This is a genomic window from Marilutibacter maris, assembly GCF_003233695.1.
In the GTDB taxonomy this organism is placed as follows: Bacteria; Pseudomonadota; Gammaproteobacteria; order Xanthomonadales; family Xanthomonadaceae; genus Marilutibacter; species Marilutibacter maris.
On the sequence record NZ_CP029843.1, the window covers coordinates 2938031 to 2957831 of the forward strand.

The 19801-nt window shown below is 66.6% G+C and carries 16 protein-coding genes and 1 pseudogene; 8 read left to right on the forward strand and 9 right to left on the reverse strand.

Annotated features, from left to right (window positions below; all coding sequences use genetic code 11):
* Positions 1 to 61 precede the first annotated feature (61 nt).
* The 4 genes from C9I47_RS13065 to C9I47_RS17975 all read left to right on the forward strand — a co-directional run bounded on the left by C9I47_RS13065 (position 62) and on the right by C9I47_RS17975 (position 2481).
* A complete protein-coding gene (locus C9I47_RS13065) occupies positions 62 to 964 on the forward strand; it encodes a 5'-3' exonuclease (protein ID WP_111267131.1) in 903 nt (300 codons plus the stop codon).
* A 71-nt stretch (positions 965 to 1035) separates the two neighbouring features.
* Complete coding sequence (locus tag C9I47_RS13070; RefSeq protein WP_111267132.1) at positions 1036 to 1617, forward strand: NUDIX hydrolase; 582 nt, start codon at positions 1036 to 1038, stop codon at positions 1615 to 1617.
* 97 nt (positions 1618 to 1714) lie between these two features.
* Entirely contained in the window at positions 1715 to 2029 is a 315-nt protein-coding gene (locus C9I47_RS13075; protein WP_111267133.1) for a DUF1153 domain-containing protein, read from the forward strand.
* Complete coding sequence (locus C9I47_RS17975) at positions 2029 to 2481, forward strand: integrase core domain-containing protein (protein ID WP_223250132.1); 453 nt, start codon at positions 2029 to 2031, stop codon at positions 2479 to 2481. Before C9I47_RS13075 ends, C9I47_RS17975 begins: the two co-directional genes overlap by 1 nt.
* A 23-nt stretch (positions 2482 to 2504) precedes the next feature.
* Here the strand turns inward: C9I47_RS17975 and C9I47_RS13085 are convergent.
* The 5 genes and pseudogenes from C9I47_RS13085 to C9I47_RS13100 all read right to left on the reverse strand — a co-directional run bounded on the left by C9I47_RS13085 (position 2505) and on the right by C9I47_RS13100 (position 11424).
* Positions 2505 to 3629, reverse strand: a pseudogene (locus tag C9I47_RS13085) (IS3 family transposase).
* Positions 3630 to 3692: 63 nt separating this feature from the next.
* On the reverse strand, positions 3693 to 3839 hold the full coding sequence (locus C9I47_RS17980) for a hypothetical protein (RefSeq protein WP_223250133.1): 147 nt from the start codon (positions 3837 to 3839) through the stop codon (positions 3693 to 3695).
* A gap of 282 nt (positions 3840 to 4121) precedes the next feature.
* A complete protein-coding gene (locus tag C9I47_RS17635; protein ID WP_145985519.1) occupies positions 4122 to 4568 on the reverse strand; it encodes a hypothetical protein in 447 nt (148 codons plus the stop codon).
* Positions 4569 to 4690: 122 nt separating this feature from the next.
* Positions 4691 to 7918: an RHS repeat domain-containing protein gene (locus tag C9I47_RS13095; RefSeq protein WP_111267134.1), complete on the reverse strand. Its 3228-nt coding sequence runs from the start codon at positions 7916 to 7918 to the stop codon at positions 4691 to 4693.
* Positions 7915 to 11424, reverse strand: coding sequence for a fibronectin type III domain-containing protein (locus tag C9I47_RS13100; RefSeq protein WP_145985520.1), 3510 nt, complete (start codon positions 11422 to 11424; stop codon positions 7915 to 7917). The genes C9I47_RS13095 and C9I47_RS13100 overlap by 4 nt, the downstream gene beginning before the upstream one ends.
* 574 nt (positions 11425 to 11998) lie before the next feature.
* Here C9I47_RS13100 and C9I47_RS13105 point away from each other — a divergent pair.
* On the forward strand, positions 11999 to 12718 hold the full coding sequence (locus tag C9I47_RS13105) for a spondin domain-containing protein (protein ID WP_111267136.1): 720 nt from the start codon (positions 11999 to 12001) through the stop codon (positions 12716 to 12718).
* A 65-nt stretch (positions 12719 to 12783) separates the two neighbouring features.
* On the opposite strand, the gene pip is transcribed toward C9I47_RS13105, so the two are convergent.
* Both pip and prmC read right to left on the reverse strand, forming a co-directional pair.
* Positions 12784 to 13725 carry a prolyl aminopeptidase gene (gene pip, locus C9I47_RS13110; protein WP_111267137.1) on the reverse strand — a complete coding sequence of 314 codons (942 nt, stop codon included), beginning with the start codon at positions 13723 to 13725 and terminating at the stop codon, positions 12784 to 12786.
* 44 nt (positions 13726 to 13769) lie between these two features.
* Positions 13770 to 14609, reverse strand: a complete 840-nt coding sequence (gene prmC / locus C9I47_RS13115) for a peptide chain release factor N(5)-glutamine methyltransferase (protein WP_111267138.1) — start codon at positions 14607 to 14609, stop codon at positions 13770 to 13772.
* A gap of 276 nt (positions 14610 to 14885) precedes the next feature.
* On the opposite strand from prmC, the gene ahpC reads away from it, so the two are divergent.
* The 3 genes from ahpC to oxyR all read left to right on the forward strand — a co-directional run bounded on the left by ahpC (position 14886) and on the right by oxyR (position 18387).
* Positions 14886 to 15449 carry an alkyl hydroperoxide reductase subunit C gene (gene ahpC / locus C9I47_RS13120; protein WP_111267139.1) on the forward strand — a complete coding sequence of 188 codons (564 nt, stop codon included), beginning with the start codon at positions 14886 to 14888 and terminating at the stop codon, positions 15447 to 15449.
* 301 nt (positions 15450 to 15750) lie between these two features.
* Positions 15751 to 17373 (forward strand): alkyl hydroperoxide reductase subunit F, encoded by a 1623-nt coding sequence (gene ahpF, locus C9I47_RS13125; protein ID WP_111267140.1) that lies wholly within the window; start codon positions 15751 to 15753, stop codon positions 17371 to 17373.
* An 81-nt stretch (positions 17374 to 17454) separates the two neighbouring features.
* Entirely contained in the window at positions 17455 to 18387 is a 933-nt protein-coding gene (oxyR, locus tag C9I47_RS13130; protein ID WP_111267141.1) for a DNA-binding transcriptional regulator OxyR, read from the forward strand.
* Positions 18388 to 18437: 50 nt separating this feature from the next.
* Here the strand turns inward: oxyR and C9I47_RS13135 are convergent, their stop codons facing one another.
* The gene (locus C9I47_RS13135) at positions 18438 to 18881 is read right to left on the reverse strand and encodes a VOC family protein (RefSeq protein ID WP_111267142.1); all 444 of its coding nucleotides are present in this window, start codon (positions 18879 to 18881) and stop codon (positions 18438 to 18440) included.
* A 79-nt stretch (positions 18882 to 18960) separates the two neighbouring features.
* Positions 18961 to 19779, reverse strand: a complete 819-nt coding sequence (locus C9I47_RS13140) for a helix-turn-helix transcriptional regulator (RefSeq protein WP_111267143.1) — start codon at positions 19777 to 19779, stop codon at positions 18961 to 18963.
* Between the last annotated feature and the right edge of the window lie 22 nt (positions 19780 to 19801).

Here is a 19801-nt window from a genome sequence, read left to right on the forward strand (position 1 = left end):
GCGCTTCCCGCACGCACCGGGCCGGTGACGCCGGAACCGGCATTCGGGCACACTGGCTCCGATGAACAAGCTCTACCTGGTCGACGCCAGCCTGTACGTATTCCGCGCCTGGCACTCGATGCCGGACGAATTCAGCGACAGCGAGGGCTGGCCGACCAACGCGGTGCACGGCTTCGCCCGCTTCCTCGCCGAACTGCTCGAGCGCACCCGTCCGGCGCACATCGCGATCGCCTTCGACGAGGCGCTGGACTCCTGTTTCCGCAACCGGATCTATCCGGCCTACAAGGCCAACCGCGAGCCGGCGCCGGAAACGCTGAAGCGCCAGTTCGCGCATTGCCGGACGCTGTGCGGCGCGCTCGGCCTGGACGTGCTCTCTCACGATCAGTACGAGGCCGACGACCTGATCGGCAGCGCCGCCCATGCCGCCCGCGCGGACGGCTTCCGCGCGGTGATCGTCTCCGCCGACAAGGACCTCTCGCAGTTGCTCGGCGACGGCGACGAGCAGTGGGACTACGCGCGCAACCAACGCTGGGGCGCCGCCGGCGTGCCCGCCCGCCACGGGGTCGAGGCGCGCCAGATCGCCGACTACCTGGCGCTGACCGGCGACAGCATCGACAACATTCCCGGCGTGCCCGGCATCGGCGCCAAGACCGCCGCCGCCCTGCTGGGTCACTTCGACACCCTCGACGCCCTGCTCGAGCGCATCGACGAAGTGCCGTTCCTGCGCATCCGTGGCGCCGCCAGCACCGCGAAGAAACTGCGCGAACACCGCGAACAGGCACTGCTATGCCGCCAACTGACCACGATCGCGCTGGACGCACCGCTGGACGGCGCCCGCCCCCAGTTCGCGCGCGGCAGCGGCGACGCCGCCACCCTGCTGGCACTGTGCGAGTCCCTGCGATTCGGTCCGCTGACCCGACGCCGGCTGCACGAGGCCGCCGGTCTGGACTACACCGCCGGCTGAGCATGAGGCGGCGCGCTCCGCGCGCACGGAAATGTTCGCGGGGCGTCATGCAGACGCGCTAGGATCGGGGCATGGACACCGCCAGCGACGACTCCGAAATCGAATCGACCCAGACCCCGACCGAGACCCTGTACGAGGGCCAGTGGCTGCGGCTGAGCCGGCGCGGCCGCTGGGAGTTCGCCGAGCGCACCCACGGCAAGGGCATGGCGGTGATCATCATCGCGGTCACCCCCGACGACAAGGTGGTGTTCGTCGAGCAGTTCCGCGCCCCGCTCGGCGCCCGCACGATCGAGATGCCGGCCGGCCTGGTCGGCGACGACCATGCCGACGACACGCTGGCCTCGGCCGCCCACCGCGAACTGATCGAGGAGACCGGCTGGGAGCCGGCCCGCGTCGACGTGCTGCTGGTCGGCCCGACCTCCTCGGGGATGAGCAACGAGCGGATCGCCTTCGTCCGCGCGACCGGCCTGACCCGGGTCGGCGCCGGTGGCGGCGTCGACGACGAGGCGATCATCGTCCACGAAGTCGCGCGCGAGCAGGCGCCGGCATGGCTGATGGCCCGGCAGGCGGAAGGCTACGAACTCGACCTCAAGCTCTGGGCGGGCTTGTGGATGATCGACCGCAACCCGGACGGCAGCCCGGCGGACAAATGAAGAGCGTCGCGCTCCGCCTGTCTGATGATGTTTAGCCTGGCTGTAATGACCCACTGAATTTCTGCTCAGGTGTTGCTTTCCGAGGAAGGAGACACCGATGAGCGAAGTGATGGAAGAAGAGATCAAGCGTTGGACAGCCCGGCGCAAGTCTGCGCTGGTGCTGGAGATCATCCAGGGCAAGAAGACCGTGGCACAGGCGAGCCGGCAGTTCGACCTGACACCTGCGGAGATCGAAGGCTGGGTGGAGGAAGGCAAGCGCGGGATGGAGAACGCTTTGCGGGCCAAGCCCGAAGACGTGCGCGAGCAGTACGAGCGCCAGCTCAAGGACCTGCAGGAGGCGTACGGAGAGGCGATGCTTGAACTGCGCGCGCGAAAAAAGCTGGCGGCCCTGCTGGGCAAGGACGAGGCCTGATGGTCGCGATCCAGCAGGGCTTGATGGCTGACGGGTTTGAGGTGTCGATGGCGAAGCTGTGCCGCTGGTTCGGTGTGGCCCGCCGCAGCGTGTACTACCGGCCGAGCAAGGCGCCGCCGAAGGTCAAGCCGGAACTGGCCGAGCCGATCCGCGTGTTGATCGAGGCCGAGCCCTCGTTCGGGTATCGGACGGTGGCCGGCACGGCCGTCGCGGCCCTGGAGCAGGCGCAGATTACCCGGTTCGGGACGTTGGGACGGGTGGAAGAGCCCTTTCTGCTGCGCTCGGACAATGGTCTGGTCTTCACCAGCCGCAAGTACACCCGGCTGGTGCGCAGCTATGGGCTGAAGCAGGAGTTCATCACCCCGCACTGTCCGCAGCGGAACGGCATTGTGGAACGGGTGATCCGGACGCTTAAGGAACAGTGCGCCCACCGCCACCGGTTCGAGAGTTGACCTGCCCCCGATAGCCGTACCAGTCATTCCTGACAAAGCCCGGGATTGAAGGTTACTGCGTTGTTGGCTTGTTGTGCTCGGTGGTTGGCAGCGAACTGCGATGGCGGGATGCGGCCGCAGCTGCTGTGCGGTCGAACCTCGTTGTAATCACGTCTCCAGTCGGCGATGACGTCACGGGCTTGGGCGAGTGACGTGAACCAATGCTCGTTCAGGCATTCGTCGCGGAACTTGCCGTTGAAGCTCTCGATGTAGCCGTTCTGCATCGGCCGGCCGGGTTCGATCAGCAGGTGTTCGATGCCGTGCTGCTGCGTCCAGGCGATGAAGGCGCGGCTGGTGAACTCCGGGCCGTTGTCGGTGCGCACGGCACGGGGATGGCCGCGGAAGCAGGCCGCCTGATCCAACATGCGCACGACGTAGGCGCCGCTGATGCCATGGTCGACCACGATGTCGACGCACTCGTGGCTGAAGTCGTCGGCGACGGTCAGGCACTTCAACCGGCGGCCATTGGCCAGGGCGTCGCTCACGAAATCCATGCTCCAGACCGCGTTAGGCTGGTTCGCCTGCAACAAGGGCTGGCGTTCTACAACCGGCCGCTTGGCCTTCCGGCGACGACACACGGCCAAGTTCGCCTCGCGGTACAGGCGATAGACCTTCTTGTGGTTCACGTTCGGGAACTCCGGGCGCAGCAAGTCGTGCAGGCGGCGATAGCCGAAGCGCCGGCGCAGCTGAGCCAGTTCGATGATCCGGGCCGACAGCGTCTGTGTGGCAGGTGTTGGGACCGGCTCGTTGCGGAAGGCATCGCGGGATAGCCCCGCAAGGCGGCAGGCCCGGCGCTCGCTCAATTTCGTGTGTTCAAGCATGCGCCGGACCGCCTCGCGCTTGCGTTGCGGGGCTAGCGTTTTACCCCGAAGCCGACCTTCAGCGCCTCGATGTCCAGGTGGGCCTCGGCCAGCAACCGCTTCAGCCGGTTGTTCTCAGCCTCCAGCTCCTTCAGTCGCTTGGCATCTTCGGCTTCCATCCCGCCGTACTTGGCCCGCCACTGGTAGAAGCTGGCCGTGCTGGCGGGCCAGCTCGGCGACCGCCATGCCGGCCTCGACCTGCTTCAGGAACCCAATGATCTGCTGGGTGGTGAATCGACTCTTGCGCATGTCCATCCTCTCGGGTTGACGGACTTTACTCAGATTCGACTGGTATGGCTCAGTGGGGGCAGGTCAGTAGCAGTAGTAATGATCTCGCGCGGCGGCGCCGCCGCTCACGCTGAGCCGGGTCAGGTTGTCCAGCACGTCGTAGGCGTAGGTCGCGGTGCCGAACATCGGCGAGGTCGCGCCGGTCAGGCGGTCCAGGCCGTCGTAGACCATGTCGCGATTGCCCTTCTGGTTGGTGCCGGTCGCGCCGTCGGTGATCGCGGCGACATTGCCGTTGGCGTCGTAATCGTAGCTGTCGGCCAGGAACGCGGTGCCGCCATAGGCATCGGTGCTGATGTCCGGCAGGCCCCGCGCGTTCTGGGTCAGGGTGTGGACGATGCCGTTGCCGTAGGTGAACTATTCGATCGCTCTATTTGGGAAGTATCAGGCGTTACTGGCGACAAGCAGAAGCAGCCCCACCCTGATGGGCCTACTCCAACCCTAAAACGCCAAGAATTAATTTTTCTTATCTCCAACTGCAGTACGCAGCGGAAAACGAGTCGACCTCAACCTTCCACTAAAATACCCCCCGCCTTCGATAGCAGCACACGGATCAGAGTAGGCGGCAAAAACTTCAGCGGGCATGGCTCCAACTATCTTTGTCACCTCGCCATCAATATCGTAATCAAACTCAACCGCCCTCTTTCCTCCGACATAAGGATCCATGGCAAAAACTTCTCCACCCTCCTTGCAATCAACAACCAAGACATAAAAATAATACTGCCGAGACTTTATGCGGCTCGCATATCTTGACGAAATATCTACCTCTATCACCTCATCATCACCTACTTGTCGAGCACTAGCTGAAATTATTGGCACATCAAGCTCACACCCAACCATTAAAAATGCAACGAAAGCCACGGCAAGAATACGCACACTTTTTATCGAATCCATTGCCTTCATACACAGCCCCCGCACCTATTGGCATGAGACCCATGAACACAAATAATAAAATCAAACCCCCAACTCGCCATGAAATTTCCTGCAAAATTGAGGCTGAAATCCACGAACAGAAAAAGTGCTTCCTAAGGATCGAAATCAAGACTGGAAGCATTTCCGCCAGGACCTGCCGCACTAGCCGCAGTATCAATGTACGAAGCATTGATAACTTGAATAACTGCAGCATCCTGCATCATCTTTGAAAAATCACCGTGACTCGCAGAGGATACCACTAAATTATCGGCCCCCGAAGTATTCGTAACCCCTTCAAGTCTTCGCCCAGCATATGCAACTAAATCCGACCTATGAATTCGACCTGCCTTTGCAATAACATTAGTCCAAGAGGATACATTCAATGGCTTAGAGCCATCACCAGAAGCGCCAACCGGATCAACCGTCACCATATTACTTATTAAAGCCGAGGTATTATTTGCCTGCCAAATCGCTTCGCGCCCACCAAGGCTGTGCCCGATAATATTCAAAGGCTCGCCCTCCGAAAGGGGTGCAGCGATCGCAGCCTGGATTTCTTTACGCTGATGCCAGCCGAAGTATTGAACATCTCGCCCAGGGGGCTTCCCCTTCCGTGCATCAGCAAAATTCTCAACAATTTTACTCCCATCTTTATCAGACGCACCTCCAATATATATATCTCGCTCACCATCAGGGTCAACTCTAGAGTATGGATCATTCCTCACATACTGATATCGATTGAAATTCCCACCCGTATCGCCGTCCACCGTCACCGGGTCCGCTGACAGGAACCGCCCGATATCGTCGTCATAGTAGCGCTGCTGGGCGTAGACCAGGCCGGTGGCGGCGTCGAACACGTGGCCGGTGTAGCCGGGGCCGTCCTGCGGAGTCGGGGTCAGTTGCTTGCCGTAGGGTTCGTACTCGCGGCGTTCCAGCTCGGTGCGATTGGCGTCGGTGATCACCACCGGGCTGCCCAGCGCATCGGTGTGCTGGTATTTGACCGATACCGCGCCGGTGGCGGTGACCTTGTCGCGCACCCCCACCAGGCTGCCGCCCAGGTAGATGTACACGTGCTGCGTGCCCTTGCGCAGGTCGCTGGCGAAGGCCAACTGCCCCGACTGGCTATACAGGCTGTACTTGCTGCCGCTGGTGACGTCGCGCACGCGCCGGCCCAGACCATCATAGACATAGCCGCTGGCGGTCACGCCGATGCCGCTGGCGCCGCGCAGGCGGTTGCCGTAGTCGAAGTCGAAGTTGGCGCCGCTCTTGTTGGCCAGGTTGCCCTGCGCGTCGTACCCCAGGCCAACCACGGTCGTACCGCTGCAACTGCCGGTCTTGATGTTGGTCAGCTGCCAGTTCGCGTCGTAGCAATAATAGTGGTCGCGCGCGGCGGTACCGCCACTCACACTGAGCCGGGTCAGGTTGTCCAACACGTCGTAGGCATAGGTCGCAGTGCCGAACATCGGCGAGGTCGTGCCGGTCAAGCGGTCCAGGCCGTCGTAGACCATGTCGCGATTGCCGCGCTGGCCGGTACCGGTCGCGCCGTCGGTGATCGCGGCGACATTGCCGTTGGCGTCGTAGTCGTAGCTGTCGGCCAGGAACGCGGTGCCGCTATAGGCATCGGTGCTGATGTCCGGCAGGCCACGCGCGTTCTGGGTCAGGGTGTGGACGATGCCGTTGCCGTAGGTGAACTGCTTGATCGCGCCGTTGGGGAAGTAGCTGACGTTACTGGCGTAGCTGCCGGCCTGCGTCGGCTGGCCCAGCGCATTGGGCGCATAGTCGACGCTGGTGCCGTCCGGGTACACCTGGCTGGCCAGGTGGCCGTTGGCGTTGTAGCCGTAGCCCAGGGTCCAATCGACGCTGCCCCACTGCATCCGCTCCTGTACCGGCAGGCGACGCCTGTTGTAGGCATAACTGGTGGTGACGATCTGGCCGGTGCCGCCGTCGTTGTTGACGGTGATGGTCTCCGGCAGGCCGTCCGCGGTGTAGGTGTGGGTAGTGTTGCCGCGGCCGTCGGGGAAGCTCAGCGACACGATCCGGTTGCGCAGGTCGTAGCCGCGATCGGCCCGGCGCGCCGCCACCGCGGTGGCTTCCACGCATGCCGCCGCGGCCGAGCGGTAGCCCGCCGCCGACCACGCCAGGTTGCCGGCCGCGTCGTAGCCCATGAAGGTGTCGCCGGTCTCCGGCTCCTTTACCCGACACAACTGTTGCTGGGCGTTGTAGAAGTACTCGCGGTCGATGGCGACAGTGCCGCCGGTCAGGCTGGCACTGTTGCTGCGACGGATCCGGGTCGGCTTGCCGAAGTCGTCGCGAGGAATATGGGTGAATGCCCCTTCCGGATGCCAGATCGTGGTTGGCGCGTCCATGCCGGGCTGGTCGAAGTTCTGATGCCAGGTCCGGGTGATCTGGCCACGCGGGTTGGTGACCTTGCTGTAGTCGCCATCGGCATTGTTGCCGTACCAGGTGGTGGTGACCAACGGCGCCCCCAGCTCCGAGTCCTGCTCGATCCGTAGCGGGCGCCCCAGCACGTCGTATTCGGTGTAGGTACCGACCGCGGTGTTGTAGGCCGAGCTGGGATACGAGGCGAATACGGTTCGACCGTCATGGTCGTAGGCGAAGCGGGTGAAGCGCTTGGTCGCATCGTAATTGCCCAGATGGTGCTCCTGCACCAGCAACGGCCGCCACAGGCCGTCGTAGTACGTGGTCTTCTGGCCGCTTCCTGTCTTGACGATCTGGCGCCAGTGCCCGGCAGGTATTCCGCCCTCGCTCACATCGATCTGCTCGAACACCTGGGTCGTGGGCGCCCATGCCGATGTATCGCAGACGCCCGCCGCGCTCTCCGAGGTGTACGTCACCTGGCTCAGGCGGCCCATCGCATCGTAGGCGTAGCAGGTCTTGTTGCCGTTGGCGTCCGTGACCGAGGCGAGGGTGCCGTCGTTGCTGACCACCGCACTCTGGCTCGTGCTGTCGGCATAGGTGATGCTCTGCGGAATGCCGCGCTTCCAGCCGCCGACGGTCGTGGTGTGGCCGGCACCGTCCTTGACATGGGCAACGGTGCCATCGGCGGTGTTGTAGCCGATTTCCTGCACCAGCCGCCCGAAGCTGTACTGCTTCACCGGCAGGTGGTTCCAACCGTATTCGGTCTGCGATATCACCCGGCCGGTCTCGACATCGGTCACCGTCTCGACCTGGCCCATCACCCAGGCGCTGGCGTCGTCGTGATAGACGATCACCTCGGTCTTGTCGTAGTCCTCGGCCATTGCCGAACAGGGGACCAGGACGGCCCCCATCGCCAGCAGTGCCGAGAGAATCGCCGGCCGCAGCCCGTCCATGCGCGCGCTCATTGGCCCTCTCCTTCGCTCGGTGGAGTCTGAAGCAACTGCGACGACACCGGATCGATGCCGAGCGGCTCCGGACAGGGGCCGCCACCGCAGTTGCCGCCACCCGTGTCGATCACGTAAACCGCCTTGATTGTCGAGAAGAGACCGCAACCGCCGGCATTGCAGGCACGGACGCGGTAGGTGTGCTCGCGCTCAAAACGGTAGTTCTCGACCTTGTAGGTCCCGGTACCGCTATAGATCACCGTCCAGGATCCCGTACTGGCATCATGCTGCAGCTCATAGCTGGTCGCGGTACTGACCGCAGTCCAGCTGACGGTGAAGTCCTGATTCGTATTCGCGCTCGAGGGCGCATACAAGGTCGGAGCAGAGCCCGGCGGATGGGTGACCACCGTGGTCTTGATCGCCGAATAGCCGCTGCAACCGCTGGCGTTGCAGGCGCGCGCCCGGTAGCCGTAGCTGCCGTTGGTCAGGCCCGAGACCGCCTTGCTGGTACCGGTGCCGGCATGGATCTGGCTCCAGCTGCCGCCGTCCTTGCGCTGCTCCAGGCGATACTCGTTGGCGGTGCTCACACCGGTCCAGGTCACGGTGTAGGCACCGTTGTTGTCGCTGGACGGCGCGGTCACCGTCGGCGCGGAGGCCGGCGGCAGCAGCACGACCGTCGAATCGGTCGAGGAATAGCTGCCGCAGCCGCCGCTGTTGCAGGCGCGCACCCGGTAGTCGTAGGTCCCGTTGGCCAGGCCGGACACCGCCTTGCTGGTCGCGGTGCCGCTGTAGATCTGGGACCAGCTGCCGCTGTCCTTGCGCTGCTCCAGACGATAGTCGGCAGCGGTGCTCACGCTGGTCCAGCTGACGGTAAAGGCGCCATTGTTGTCGCTGCTCGGCGCGGTCACCGTAGGGGTGCCGGCCGGCGGCAGCAGCACCACGGTGGTGTCGATCGCCGAATACGCGCTGCAGCCACCGACGTTGCAGGCGCGGACGCGGTAGTCGTAACTGCCGTTGGACAGCCCCGACACCGCCTTGCTGGTCGCGGGGCCGAGGTGGACCTGGCTCCAGCTGCCGCCGTCCTTGCGCTGGTCCAGGCGGTACTGGGTGGTCGAGGTCACACTGGTCCAGGTCACGGTGTAGGCGCCATCGCCGTCGCTGGCCGGCGCGGTCACTACCGGCGTGCTGGCCGGCGGATGGGTCACCACCGTGGTATCGGTCGCCGAGTAGCCGGTGCAGCCGGCCGTGTTGCAGGCGCGGACACGATAGTCGTAGGTACCGTCGCCGAGGCCGGACACGGCCTTGCTGGTCGCGGGGCCTAGATGGACCTGGCTCCAGCTGCCGCCGTCCTTGCGCTGGTCCAGACGGTACTCGGTGGTCTCGGCCACGCTGGTCCAGCTCACGGTGTAGGCGCCGTTGTTGTCGCTGGCCGGCGCGGTCACCACCGGCGGCGAAGCCGGCGGCAGGGTGACCTGGGTGGTCTTCGTCGCGCTGTAGGCGCTGCAGCCGGCCTCGTTGCAGGCGCGGACGCGGTAGGCATAGCTGCCGCTGCCCTGGCCGGAGGCCGACCAAGTCGTGGCCGAGCTGTCCTGCACCGTGCTCCAGCTGCCGGCGCCCACCCGCATTTCCAGCGGATAGCGGGTCGCCTCGCCAACGCTGGTCCAGCTCAGTCCGTAGGTGCCGGTGGTGCTGCTCGCCGGCGCGGTCAGGGCCGGTGCCGCGGCCGGCGGATCGACGTGGAAGCCGCCGGTCGCGAAGCTGCGCCTGCGCACCCGCAACGGGCGCGCGAACTGATCGAACTGCTCGACCTCGTTGATGTAGCGCGACCCCTCGCGGACGGTCTCGCGGCGCTTCTGCGGGCGCAGGTACTCGCTGGTGAAGGCGTTGCCGCGGGCCTGCGGGCTAATGCCGATCGGGGTCGGGTACGGCTGCCCGGACTGCGCCAGCTCATACTGTATCCGCTCGGTCTGCAGCGGGGTGGTGCCGGTCCCCTTTTGCGTCTTCAACAGCTTGCCTTCGTTGTAGCGGTAGCTGTTGCCGAAGGTGTAACGGGTCCAGCTGCCATCCGGCGCGGCGACCGTGGTGACCGCGTTGCCGGCGCAGTTGTCGTCCGTGCATCCCGGCGCTTGGCAGCCATTCGAGTCCTGGCAGACCGGCAGTCCGCCACCGCTGGGCGGATAGAACCATGAGATATCGCTGAAGTAGGCGTAGGTCCAGGCATCGGTGCCCAATCCCGGCCCACTGACCTGCTTGCGGCTCAGCGTGTAGGCATCCCAGTTGATCGGGTAGTAGGCGACATCGTCGTTGGGGTTGTTGTCCGGCAGGGAGTAACCGCCGCACAGTGCTGGCACGTTGGAGCGGCCATGCCGGAGGACCGACATGGTAAAGACGCCAGTGGCGCCGGCCGGATGGGTGATACTGCCGACAATAGGGGTCGCATTCACCGCATCGCCGGGATCGAAGCAACTGCGATAGAAATCTCCGGGCTCCCGGCTCTTGTGGTAGCCGAAGCCGGCTTCGCTGAAATCGACGAAGTCGATTGCCCAGCGGCTGTCGTCGGGCAGTACCACGGCGGTGAGCGTGCTCTTCAACTGGCCGCTACCGACGTAGGCATACTCGTACCGCCAGGTCCTGGAGCCATCGTTGATGCTGGCGATATGGCCATCGCCGTTGTAGCCCAGGGTAATCGCGCGGCCGTCGCTGGCATTGATCGCGGTCAGGCGCGTCCGCGCGTTGTAGGCATTGGTGTAGGTGTAGGTGACCCAGTTGCCGAAGCGGTCCTCGACCCGGGTCGCATACAGCACGTTCCTGCGCCGCGGCAGGTAGATCGTCAACCCGCTGTTGTTCTTGTCCCTCAGCGGGGTTTCGGCATGTTGTGCCATCCAGTCGAACCAGTAGCGGGTGCCGTCCGCGGTGGTCGCGAGGAAGCCCTCGCCGCTACCGTTCTTGATCGTCGCCAAGCAGCTGAACCAGGTCTGGCCATCGGTGGTCCAGCGCCAGGGACCGCCGTTCGCCGGGCGGGTGGTCGAAGCGCTGCCGATCAGCATTTCGCCGCCCCCGGGCAGGCTGGCGTTGTGGCCTTGCCAATAGTCGTTGGGCTGGAAGTACTTGTCGCTGACCTGTACCGCTGGCGGCTGCGCAGCGCCACTGCAACGCTGGTCGTGCCAGGTGGTCGCGAACACGCCGCTGATCTTCGGCACGTCCAGGTCCCAGTCCGCGAACGCCAGGTCGTAACCGTCGACACCCGGATGGCCGACGCTGTGATTGTCGATGCCGTAGCGGCGCCCCACCGCAACCGGCAGCGCATTGTTACCAGGCACGCTGACGTCGGTGGCCGAGAACGACAAGTTACCGGTGTAGAGGTCGACGTTGTCGCCGAACAGGTCCGGGCCCAGCGCGGTGATCGCCGAGCGCTTGTCGATCAGCTTGTCGTACTCCTCCCAGAGCGCCTTGCCCTGTTCCTGCGCGGAGCCCGCTCCCGCGACCGTCAACAGCATGGCGGCCAAGGTCCATTGCCTGATTTTCATTCGGCTCTATTCCTTCCGTTGCAGCCACGACCGGCCGCATTCCCTAGAATCCCGCTTCCTGACACACTCCAACTTCAAACTCGAAGCGTGACGCGAGTCATATCACCGGCTTCGCAGCCATGCAAGCCATGGAACCTCTTGCACGACCTGATGCCAACGCAAGACACGCGCTGAACCGCAAGCACCGACCGCCCTGGAGAGCCCGCTGGCAATAGACCGAGAATGCCGTACCCCACTCTCATGGATTGAGATCTCCGGGCACTCATTCCTTAACTTCAACTTCGTATCGCCCGGACAGAGGCGGACAAGCGACGGCGATGGCCGCTCCACTGGAGGGGCTTCCTGACAGACTCTCGAAACAAAGATCGCCAAAGGACTCTTGCGGGAGGGTTCGCTCCGTGCCCACATGCAGGCATGCAAACGACACGCCGGTAATGGCGACAGCCGGACGTAACCTTCGCCACCGTCCTGCGTAGCGGGCCAGTGGCGCCCGCGGTTCCCCCGTCCCCCACGAGCCGCGCGCGTCCGGCCGGCGCCGACGCCGGCCGTTCCCATCCGGACGGAGGAACCCTTCATGAGCAAGTTCCGCAACACGTTCCACTGCAGGATCGCGGCCATCGGCATCGCCGCGGTCGCACTGGCCACCAGCCTGCCGGCAGCTTCGCGCGGTCCCCAGCACGGCCGTCACCACGGCGGCATCCACTACCAGGTCGAGGTCGTGAACCTGACCCGCGCGCAACAGTTCACGCCGCTGCTGGTGGCGATCCATCATCCGTCGGTCGATGTATTCGAGCCCGGCGCCCCGGCCCTGCCCGAACTGGCGACGCTGGCCGAAACCGGCAACCCGGTGCCGCTGTCCGACCGGCTCGACGCCACCCGGGGGGTGAGCGCGACCGCGCGCGGCGATGGCCTGACCGCGCCCGGGCAGAAAACCGCGATCGCGATCGACGCGCCGACGCCCGGCTACCGGATCAGCCTGGCCGCGATGATGATCCCGACCAACGACGGCTTCGTGGGACTGGACGCGGCGCGTCTGCCCGCGCCCGGGCGTTCGGTCAGCTACACCCTGTACGCCTACGACGCCGGCAGCGAGCCCAACGACGAGTCCTGCGCCTCGATTCCGGGACCGGAGTATCCCGAGTGCAACGGACCGGGCGGCAGCGGCGCGCCGGAGGCCGGTGCCGAGGGTTTCGTGCACATCCACAACGGTATCCACGGCATCGGCGACTTCGATGCCGCCGAACGCGACTGGCGCAACCCGGTCGCGCGGGTGACCATCCGCGCCCGCTACTGACGTCGGGCACGGAAACGACAGAGCCCGGCCAGGGCCGGGCTCTTTCATCGGACGCTTCGCGCGCCTCAGGCGAAGCGATCGGTCGCCGCGACCAGGGCGTCGATGTTCTCTTCCTCGAACGCCGAGTGGCCCGAGGCCGGGGTGATCACCAGCTCGGCCTTGGGCCAGGCCTTGTGCAGGTCCCAGGCGTTCTGGACCGGACAGACCACGTCGTAGCGGCCGTGGACGATCACGCCGGGAATGTCGGCGATCTTTCCGGCGTCGCGCAGCAACTGGTCGTCGACCTCGAAGAAGCCGCTGTTGACGAAGTAGTGGTTCTCGATCCGCGCGAACGCCAGCGCGAAGTGCGGATCCTCGTGGCTGGAGGCGAAGTCGTCGTCGACGTGCAGGAAGCTGGTCGCGCCTTCCCACACGCTCCAGGCCTTGGCCGCGGCCAGGCGCGTCGCCTCGTCCTCGGAGGTCAGGCGGCGATGGAACGCCGAGATCAGGTCGTGGCGCTCGACCGTCGGGATCGCCGCGACGTAGCGATCCCAGGCTTCCGGGAACAGCCGCGACGCGCCTTCCTGGTAGAACCATTCCAGCTCCCAGCGACGCAGCATGAAGATGCCGCGCAGCACCAGCTCGGTGACGCGCTTGGGATGCTTCTCGGCGTAGGCCAGGGCCAGGGTCGAGCCCCAGGATCCGCCGAACACCTGCCAGCGGTCGATGCCGAGCCGGCTGCGCAGCTTCTCGATGTCCTCGACCAGTTCCCAGGTGGTGTTGTCGACCAGGTCCGCATGCGGTGTCGAGCGGCCGGAGCCGCGCTGGTCGAACAGCACGATGCGGTACTTGGACGGGTCGTGGAAGCGGCGCATCTTGGCGCTGCAGCCGCCGCCCGGGCCGCCGTGGAGAATGACGACGGGCTTGCCGTCGGGATTGCCGCACTCCTCGAAGTAGAGCGTATGGCGGTCGTCGACTTCGAGCTTGCCGGAGTTGAAGGGCTCGATCTCGGGGTAGAGCTTGCGCATGCAGGGTCTCGCTTTGCAGGTCGCGCAAGTGTAGCGGCTGCAGGTTAAAGGACGTCTTCACCGTTCGCGCGGCGGCCGAGCGTGACCCGGTCGCGTTGCTCCAGATCCTGCGCGGTCGCGACCTCGACCAGGCCGACGGCGGAGAGGATTGCGCGCACCGCCTCGCCCTGCTCCCAGCCGTGTTCGATCAGCAGCCAGCCGCCGGGTTCGAGGCAGGCGCCTGCGCCGGCGGCGATCTCGCGGATCGCGTCCAGACCGTCGGGGCCGGACGCCAGCGCGGTCAGCGGTTCGGCGCGAAGATCGCCACGGCGCAGGTGCGGGTCGTGGTCGGCGATATATGGCGGGTTGCTCGCGATCAGATCGTAGCGACGGCCCGCCAGCGGCGCGAACCAGCTGCCGTGATGGAAACGCACGTTGCCCACGGCCAGCTCGGCGGCATTGTCTCGGGCCACCGCCAGCGCGGCGGCGCTGGCGTCGACCGCGTCGACCCGCGCCCGTGGCCGCTCCAGCGCCAGCGCCAGCGCGATCGCGCCGCTGCCGGTGCCCAGGTCGGCCACCGCCAGATCGGCGTCGGCCGGCAGCCGTTCCAGCGCCAGTTCGACCAGCCGTTCGGTTTCCGGACGCGGGATCAGGGTGTCCGCGGTGACCCGCAGCTCGAAGCGCCAGAACCCGCGCCGTCCGGTCAGGTAGGCCACCGGCGCGCCGGCCCGGCGGCGCGCGAGCAGGGCCTCGAACGCCGCCTGCGCCTCGGCCGCCGGCTCGTCGTCGCCATGCGCGTACAACCAGCTGGCCGGACGCCCGAGCGCATGCGCCATCAACGCCTCGGCGTCGCCGGGCTCGGTGTCGGCGCGGGCGGCGCGCAGCAGTTCGTCGATACGGGGCATGCGGGGCGTGTTCGCGGATCGAATCGGATCGGGCGCACATCCTACCGCCCGCCCGGGGCCGGCTGCGGTGACGCAGACGCTTCACCTGGAGCAGGGAGGATGAGGGCGGCGGCGCTGCCGCATCGGCCTGCGAATCGGATTAATAGATGATAGCTATTGATTCAATTCGATCAATCAACTTGATTGATTAATAGCCGATCCCTAAGCTCTCCCTATCGCGATCCGGCCCCGCCGGTCGCACACGACCCACCCCACAGACCATGAGGATTGATCCTGATGTCGCTTATCAACACTGAAATCCAGCCGTTCAAGGCCACCGCGTTCCAGGCCGGCGAGTTCGTCGAAGTCACCGACGCCAGCCTCAAGGGCAAGTGGTCGGTCCTGATCTTCATGCCGGCCGCCTTCACCTTCAACTGCCCGACCGAGGTCGAGGACGCCGCCGAGAACTACGCCGAGTTCCAGAAGGCCGGTGCCGAGGTCTACATCGTCACCACCGACACCCACTTCTCGCACAAGGTCTGGCACGAAACCTCGCCGGCGGTCGGCAAGGCCCAGTTCCCGCTGGTCGGCGACCCGACCCACCAGCTGACCCGCGCCTTCGGCGTGCACATCGAAGAGGAAGGCCTGGCCCTGCGCGGCACCTTCATCGTCAACCCGGAAGGCGTGATCAAGACCCTGGAGATCCACGACAACGCGATCGCCCGCGACATCTCCGAGACCCTGCGCAAGCTGAAGGCCGCCCAGTACGTCGCCGCCAACCCGAACGAGGTCTGCCCGGCCAAGTGGAAGGAAGGCGAGAAGACGCTGGCGCCGTCGCTGGACTTGGTCGGCAAGATCTGATCGGACCCGCGCCGGTTCACCGCGTCGTTCGCGACGCGATCGCAATACCGCAGTAGATCCACGCAGTACCCGGGCGGCGACGCGATCGCGCCGCCCGTCTTCTCGCCCTCGGGCGACGCGGCAACCCGAAGTGCCGCACGGCGCGGCCCGGCACTCCCCCCGCCGGGCCGCCCACCCGGACGCCAGCGGTTCGGCGGCGTCCACGTTCGACGAATGTCCGCCGCGTCCGGGCGATCCCCCTCTCTCTTCCTCCCGGACGCGCGCCATTCCCCCTCCCCCCTCTGCTCCCGGAGCCGTTGTCATGCTCGACGCCGCACTCAAGACCCAGTTGAAGGCTTACCTCGAGAAGGTCACCCACCCGATCGAGCTGGTCGCCTCGCTCGACGACGGCGCCAAATCGCAGGAACTCGACGCGCTGCTGCGCGACATCGCCGGACTGTCTGACAAGGTCACCTGCTCGCGCGCCGACGACGACGCACGCCGCCCCTCGTTCGCGATCCGCCGCGCCGGCACCGACATCGAAGTCCGCTTCGCCGGCCTGCCGATGGGCCACGAGTTCACCTCGCTGGTGCTGGCGCTGCTGCAGGTTGGCGGCCATCCGCCGAAGCTGTCGGACGAGATCGTCGCGCAGATCCGCGCGATCGAGGGAGAGTTCCAGTTCGAGACCTATTTCTCGCTGTCCTGCCAGAACTGCCCGGACACCGTTCAGGCGCTGAACGCGATCAGCGTGATCAACCCCAGGATCCGGCACGTCTCGATCGACGGTGCGCTGTTCCAGGACGAGGTCGAGGCCCGCCAGATCATGTCGGTGCCGACCGTGCTGCTCAACGGCGAGCCCTTCGACCAGGGCCGGATGACGGTCGAGCAGATCCTCGCGAAGATCGACACCGGCGCCGCCGCCCGCGCCGCCGAGCAGATCAAGGCCAAGGACGCCTTCGACGTGCTGGTGATCGGTGGCGGCCCCGCAGGCGCCGCGGCCGCGGTCTACGCCGCCCGCAAGGGCATCCGCACCGGCGTCGCCGCCGAGCGCTTCGGCGGCCAGGTGCTGGACACGATGGCGATCGAGAACTTCATCTCGGTGCCGTACACCGAGGGTCCCAAGCTCGCCGCCGCGCTGGAGCAGCACGTGCGCGAGTACGATGTCGATGTGATGAACCTGCAGCGCGCGACCGCGCTGGTGCCGGCGACGGAACCGGGCGGCCTGATCGAAGTGCGACTGGCCGGCGCCGATGGCGAACCGGGCCCGTCGCTGAAGTCGCGCTCGGTGGTCCTGTCCACCGGCGCGCGCTGGCGGCAGATGGGCGTGCCCGGCGAGGACCAGTACCGCAACAAGGGCGTGGCGTACTGCCCGCACTGCGACGGCCCCCTGTTCAAGGGCAAGCGGGTCGCGGTGATCGGCGGCGGCAATTCCGGCGTCGAGGCCGCGATCGACCTCGCCGGCATCGTCGCCCATGTCACCCTGATCGAGTTCGACGCGAAGCTGCGCGCCGACGAGGTCCTGCAGCGCAAGCTGCGCAGCCTGCCGAACGTCGAGGTGATCGTCAGCGCGCAGACCACCGAGGTCCTCGGCGACGGCCAGAAGGTATCCGGCCTGAGCTACAAGGACCGCGACAGCGGCGACCTGAACCGGCTGGAGCTGGAAGGCGTGTTCGTGCAGATCGGCCTGCTGCCCAACACCGAGTGGCTGAAGGGCACGCTGGAACTGTCGCCGCGCGGCGAGATCGTGATCGACGAACGCGGCCAGACCAGCGTCCCGGGCGTGTTCGCCGCCGGCGATGCCACCACGGTGCCGTACAAGCAGATCGTGATCGCGATGGGCGCCGGCTCGACCGCGGCGCTGAGCGCCTTCGACCACCTGATCCGCAGCTCGGCGCCGGTCGAATCCGCGGCGACGCAGGCGCTGACCGAAGCCGCCGTTGCATGACCCGCGGGGTCCGCTCTCCCGGACGGACCCCGTCATTGTCGAGAAGGGCTCGCACCGCGCGCGCCCGGGAGGAAGACCGCCGTGAACCTGCGTGACCTCAAGTACCTGGTGGCGCTGGCCGAGCACAAGCACTTCGGTCGCGCCGCCGCCGCCAGCTTCGTCAGCCAGCCGACGCTGTCGACCCAGATCAAGAAGCTGGAGGACGAGCTCGGTGTGGCCCTGGTCGAGCGGGCGCCGCGTCGGGTCATGCTGACCCCGATCGGGCTGGAGATCGCCGAGCGCGCCCGCAAGGTGATCGCCGAGGTCGAGCAGATGTCCGAGATCGCGCGGCGCAGCCAGGACCCCGAGGCCGGCTCGGTACGGCTGGGCATGTTCCCGACCCTCGGCCCCTACCTGCTGCCGCACGTGGTGCCGCACCTGCGCGAGCGTTTCCCGCGGCTGGAACTGCTGCTGGTCGAGGAGAAGACCGACCAGATCCTCGCCCGCCTGCGCGATGGTCGTCTCGATGCCGGCCTGCTCGCGCTGCCGATCCACGACGAGCAACTGCACGTCGAGCCGCTGTTCGACGAACCCTTCCTGCTCGCGGTGCCGCGCCAGCACCCGATGGCGACGCGCAGCCGGCTCGCCCTGCACGACCTCGACGAGCTGCACCTGCTGTTGCTCGAAGAGGGCCACTGCCTGCGCGACCAGGCGCTGGACGTGTGCCGCATGGCCGGCGCCGACGAGCGCGACGGTTTCCGCGCGACCAGTCTGGAAACCCTGCGTCAGATGGTCGCCTCCGGGGTCGGCATCACCCTGCTGCCGGTGCTGGCGGTGCAGCCGCCGGTACCGCCCTCGCCCGACATCCGCCTGCTGCGGTTCGACAGCGATCCGCCGCACCGGCGGATCGCGATGGTCTGGCGCAAGAGCTCGGCGATGGGCGGCTTCCTCGGCAAGCTTGCCGAGGAGTTCCGCCAGCTGCCGCCGGCGCTGCTGCAGCCGCCGCCGGCGGGGCCGGACACCACCCTGCCCTGAGCGGCCCTCCCGCTGGGCGACAAGGCGACGACTCGCGCCGCCAGCCCCGCTCAGCAGGGATCGCCGATCCGCTCGAAGCGCCGCTGCATCTCCTCCGGAGCGACCTCCTCGATGCTGTGGCCGATATTCCAGCGATGCCCGAACGGGTCGCGGACGACGCCGGAACGCTCGCCGTAGAACATGTCCTTGGGCGCCATCACCAGATGGGCGCCGTGGGCGAGCGCGCGTTCGACCACCGCGTCGGCATCGTCCACGTGGATGTGCAGGGTCACGCTGGTCGCCGCGTCCGGGTCCGGGCGGCGGATGCCGTACTCCGGATACTCCTCGCTCAGCATCAGGGTGTTGCCGCCCAGCGAGACCTCGGCATGGCCGATGCGGCCGCCGGGTTCGGTCAGGCGGAACAGCTCGGTCGCGCCGAAGGCGTCGCGATAGAAGGCGATCGCCCGTTCGGCGTCGTCGACACAGAGGTAGGCGAACAGTTCGTGTACGGCCATGGCGGAACTCCTGTCGGATGCGGGTTGCCAGCATCCGCCGGCATCGGGCCCGGGTATTGAAGGAAATTGACCCGCCGGCTCAACGCGGAAGATCCGAACGCGGAACATTCACCGGCAGGTGCTGGGGACGGACCGGCCGCGCCGCGCGGAACGTCCGGGGCGTCACTCCGGCCAAGGCGTGGAACTCGCGCTGGAAGTGGGCCTGGTCGCTGTAGCCGACGGCCTGCGCGATCGCGGCCAGCGACTCCCCGCCGGCGAGGCGATGCAGGGCGTGCTGGAAACGCCGCACCCGCGCATAGCGCTTGGGCGCCAGTCCGACCGCCTCGGAGAATCGGGCGATGAAATGGCGGTGACTGTGGCCCGAGGTGGCCGCGGCCTCGGCGACCGTGGCGCCCCTCGCCAGCGCCTGCAGGGCGGCGGCGACCGGCGGATGCAGGCCACCGGTCGGGCGCAGGCGTGCCCGCAACGCGGCGGCGAAGTCCTCCAGTCGCCGCTGCGGATCGGCCTGCGCCTGCAGCCATTCGAGCAGGCGCCCGGCATCCGCGCCCCACACCTGCTCCAGCGGCACGTGCCGATCCGCCAGCTCCAGCGCGCTGCAGCCGAACAAGGCCCGTGCCGCGCCCGGTCGCAGCACCGCGCCCACCGAACGGGACGGCACCGAGGTGTCCTTGATGCAATAGCCGGCCCGCGCTCCGGCGATCACCGCCTGGCCGATCGCCCGACCGACCGCGTCACCGGCGTCGGAATGCAGGCGCAACGGCGCATCCAGGCGTATCGCCAGGTGCATCGCGCCCGCGGGCAGCGAATGCTCGCGGGCGGCGGGCGCGGCAACCGCGTCGGCGACCCACAGGGCCTGAACGAAGGGTTGCAGCGTATCCCCGGGGCGGATGCCGACCATGCGCGGACGATACACCTCATGG

Excerpts from the sequence above, each read along its gene's own strand:
- C9I47_RS13075 (WP_111267133.1), top strand. The coding sequence starts at position 1,715 with ATGAGCGAAGTGATGGAAGAAGAGATCAAGCGTTGGACAGCCCGGCGC.
- C9I47_RS13135 (WP_111267142.1), bottom strand. The coding sequence starts at position 18,881 with ATGGCCGTACACGAACTGTTCGCCTACCTCTGTGTCGACGACGCCGAA.
- C9I47_RS13095 (WP_111267134.1), bottom strand. The coding sequence starts at position 7,918 with ATGAGCGCGCGCATGGACGGGCTGCGGCCGGCGATTCTCTCGGCACTG.
- prmC (WP_111267138.1), bottom strand. The coding sequence starts at position 14,609 with ATGCCCCGTATCGACGAACTGCTGCGCGCCGCCCGCGCCGACACCGAG.
- C9I47_RS13070 (WP_111267132.1), top strand. The coding sequence starts at position 1,036 with ATGGACACCGCCAGCGACGACTCCGAAATCGAATCGACCCAGACCCCG.
- C9I47_RS13105 (WP_111267136.1), top strand. The coding sequence starts at position 11,999 with ATGAGCAAGTTCCGCAACACGTTCCACTGCAGGATCGCGGCCATCGGC.
- C9I47_RS17975 (WP_223250132.1), top strand. The coding sequence starts at position 2,029 with ATGGTCGCGATCCAGCAGGGCTTGATGGCTGACGGGTTTGAGGTGTCG.
- pip (WP_111267137.1), bottom strand. The coding sequence starts at position 13,725 with ATGCGCAAGCTCTACCCCGAGATCGAGCCCTTCAACTCCGGCAAGCTC.
- C9I47_RS13065 (WP_111267131.1), top strand. The coding sequence starts at position 62 with ATGAACAAGCTCTACCTGGTCGACGCCAGCCTGTACGTATTCCGCGCC.
- C9I47_RS17635 (WP_145985519.1), bottom strand. The coding sequence starts at position 4,568 with ATGAAGGCAATGGATTCGATAAAAAGTGTGCGTATTCTTGCCGTGGCT.
- ahpC (WP_111267139.1), top strand. The coding sequence starts at position 14,886 with ATGTCGCTTATCAACACTGAAATCCAGCCGTTCAAGGCCACCGCGTTC.
- C9I47_RS13140 (WP_111267143.1), bottom strand. The coding sequence starts at position 19,779 with ATGGTCGGCATCCGCCCCGGGGATACGCTGCAACCCTTCGTTCAGGCC.
- C9I47_RS17980 (WP_223250133.1), bottom strand. The coding sequence starts at position 3,839 with ATGGTCTACGACGGCCTGGACCGCCTGACCGGCGCGACCTCGCCGATG.
- ahpF (WP_111267140.1), top strand. The coding sequence starts at position 15,751 with ATGCTCGACGCCGCACTCAAGACCCAGTTGAAGGCTTACCTCGAGAAG.
- C9I47_RS13100 (WP_145985520.1), bottom strand. The coding sequence starts at position 11,424 with ATGAAAATCAGGCAATGGACCTTGGCCGCCATGCTGTTGACGGTCGCG.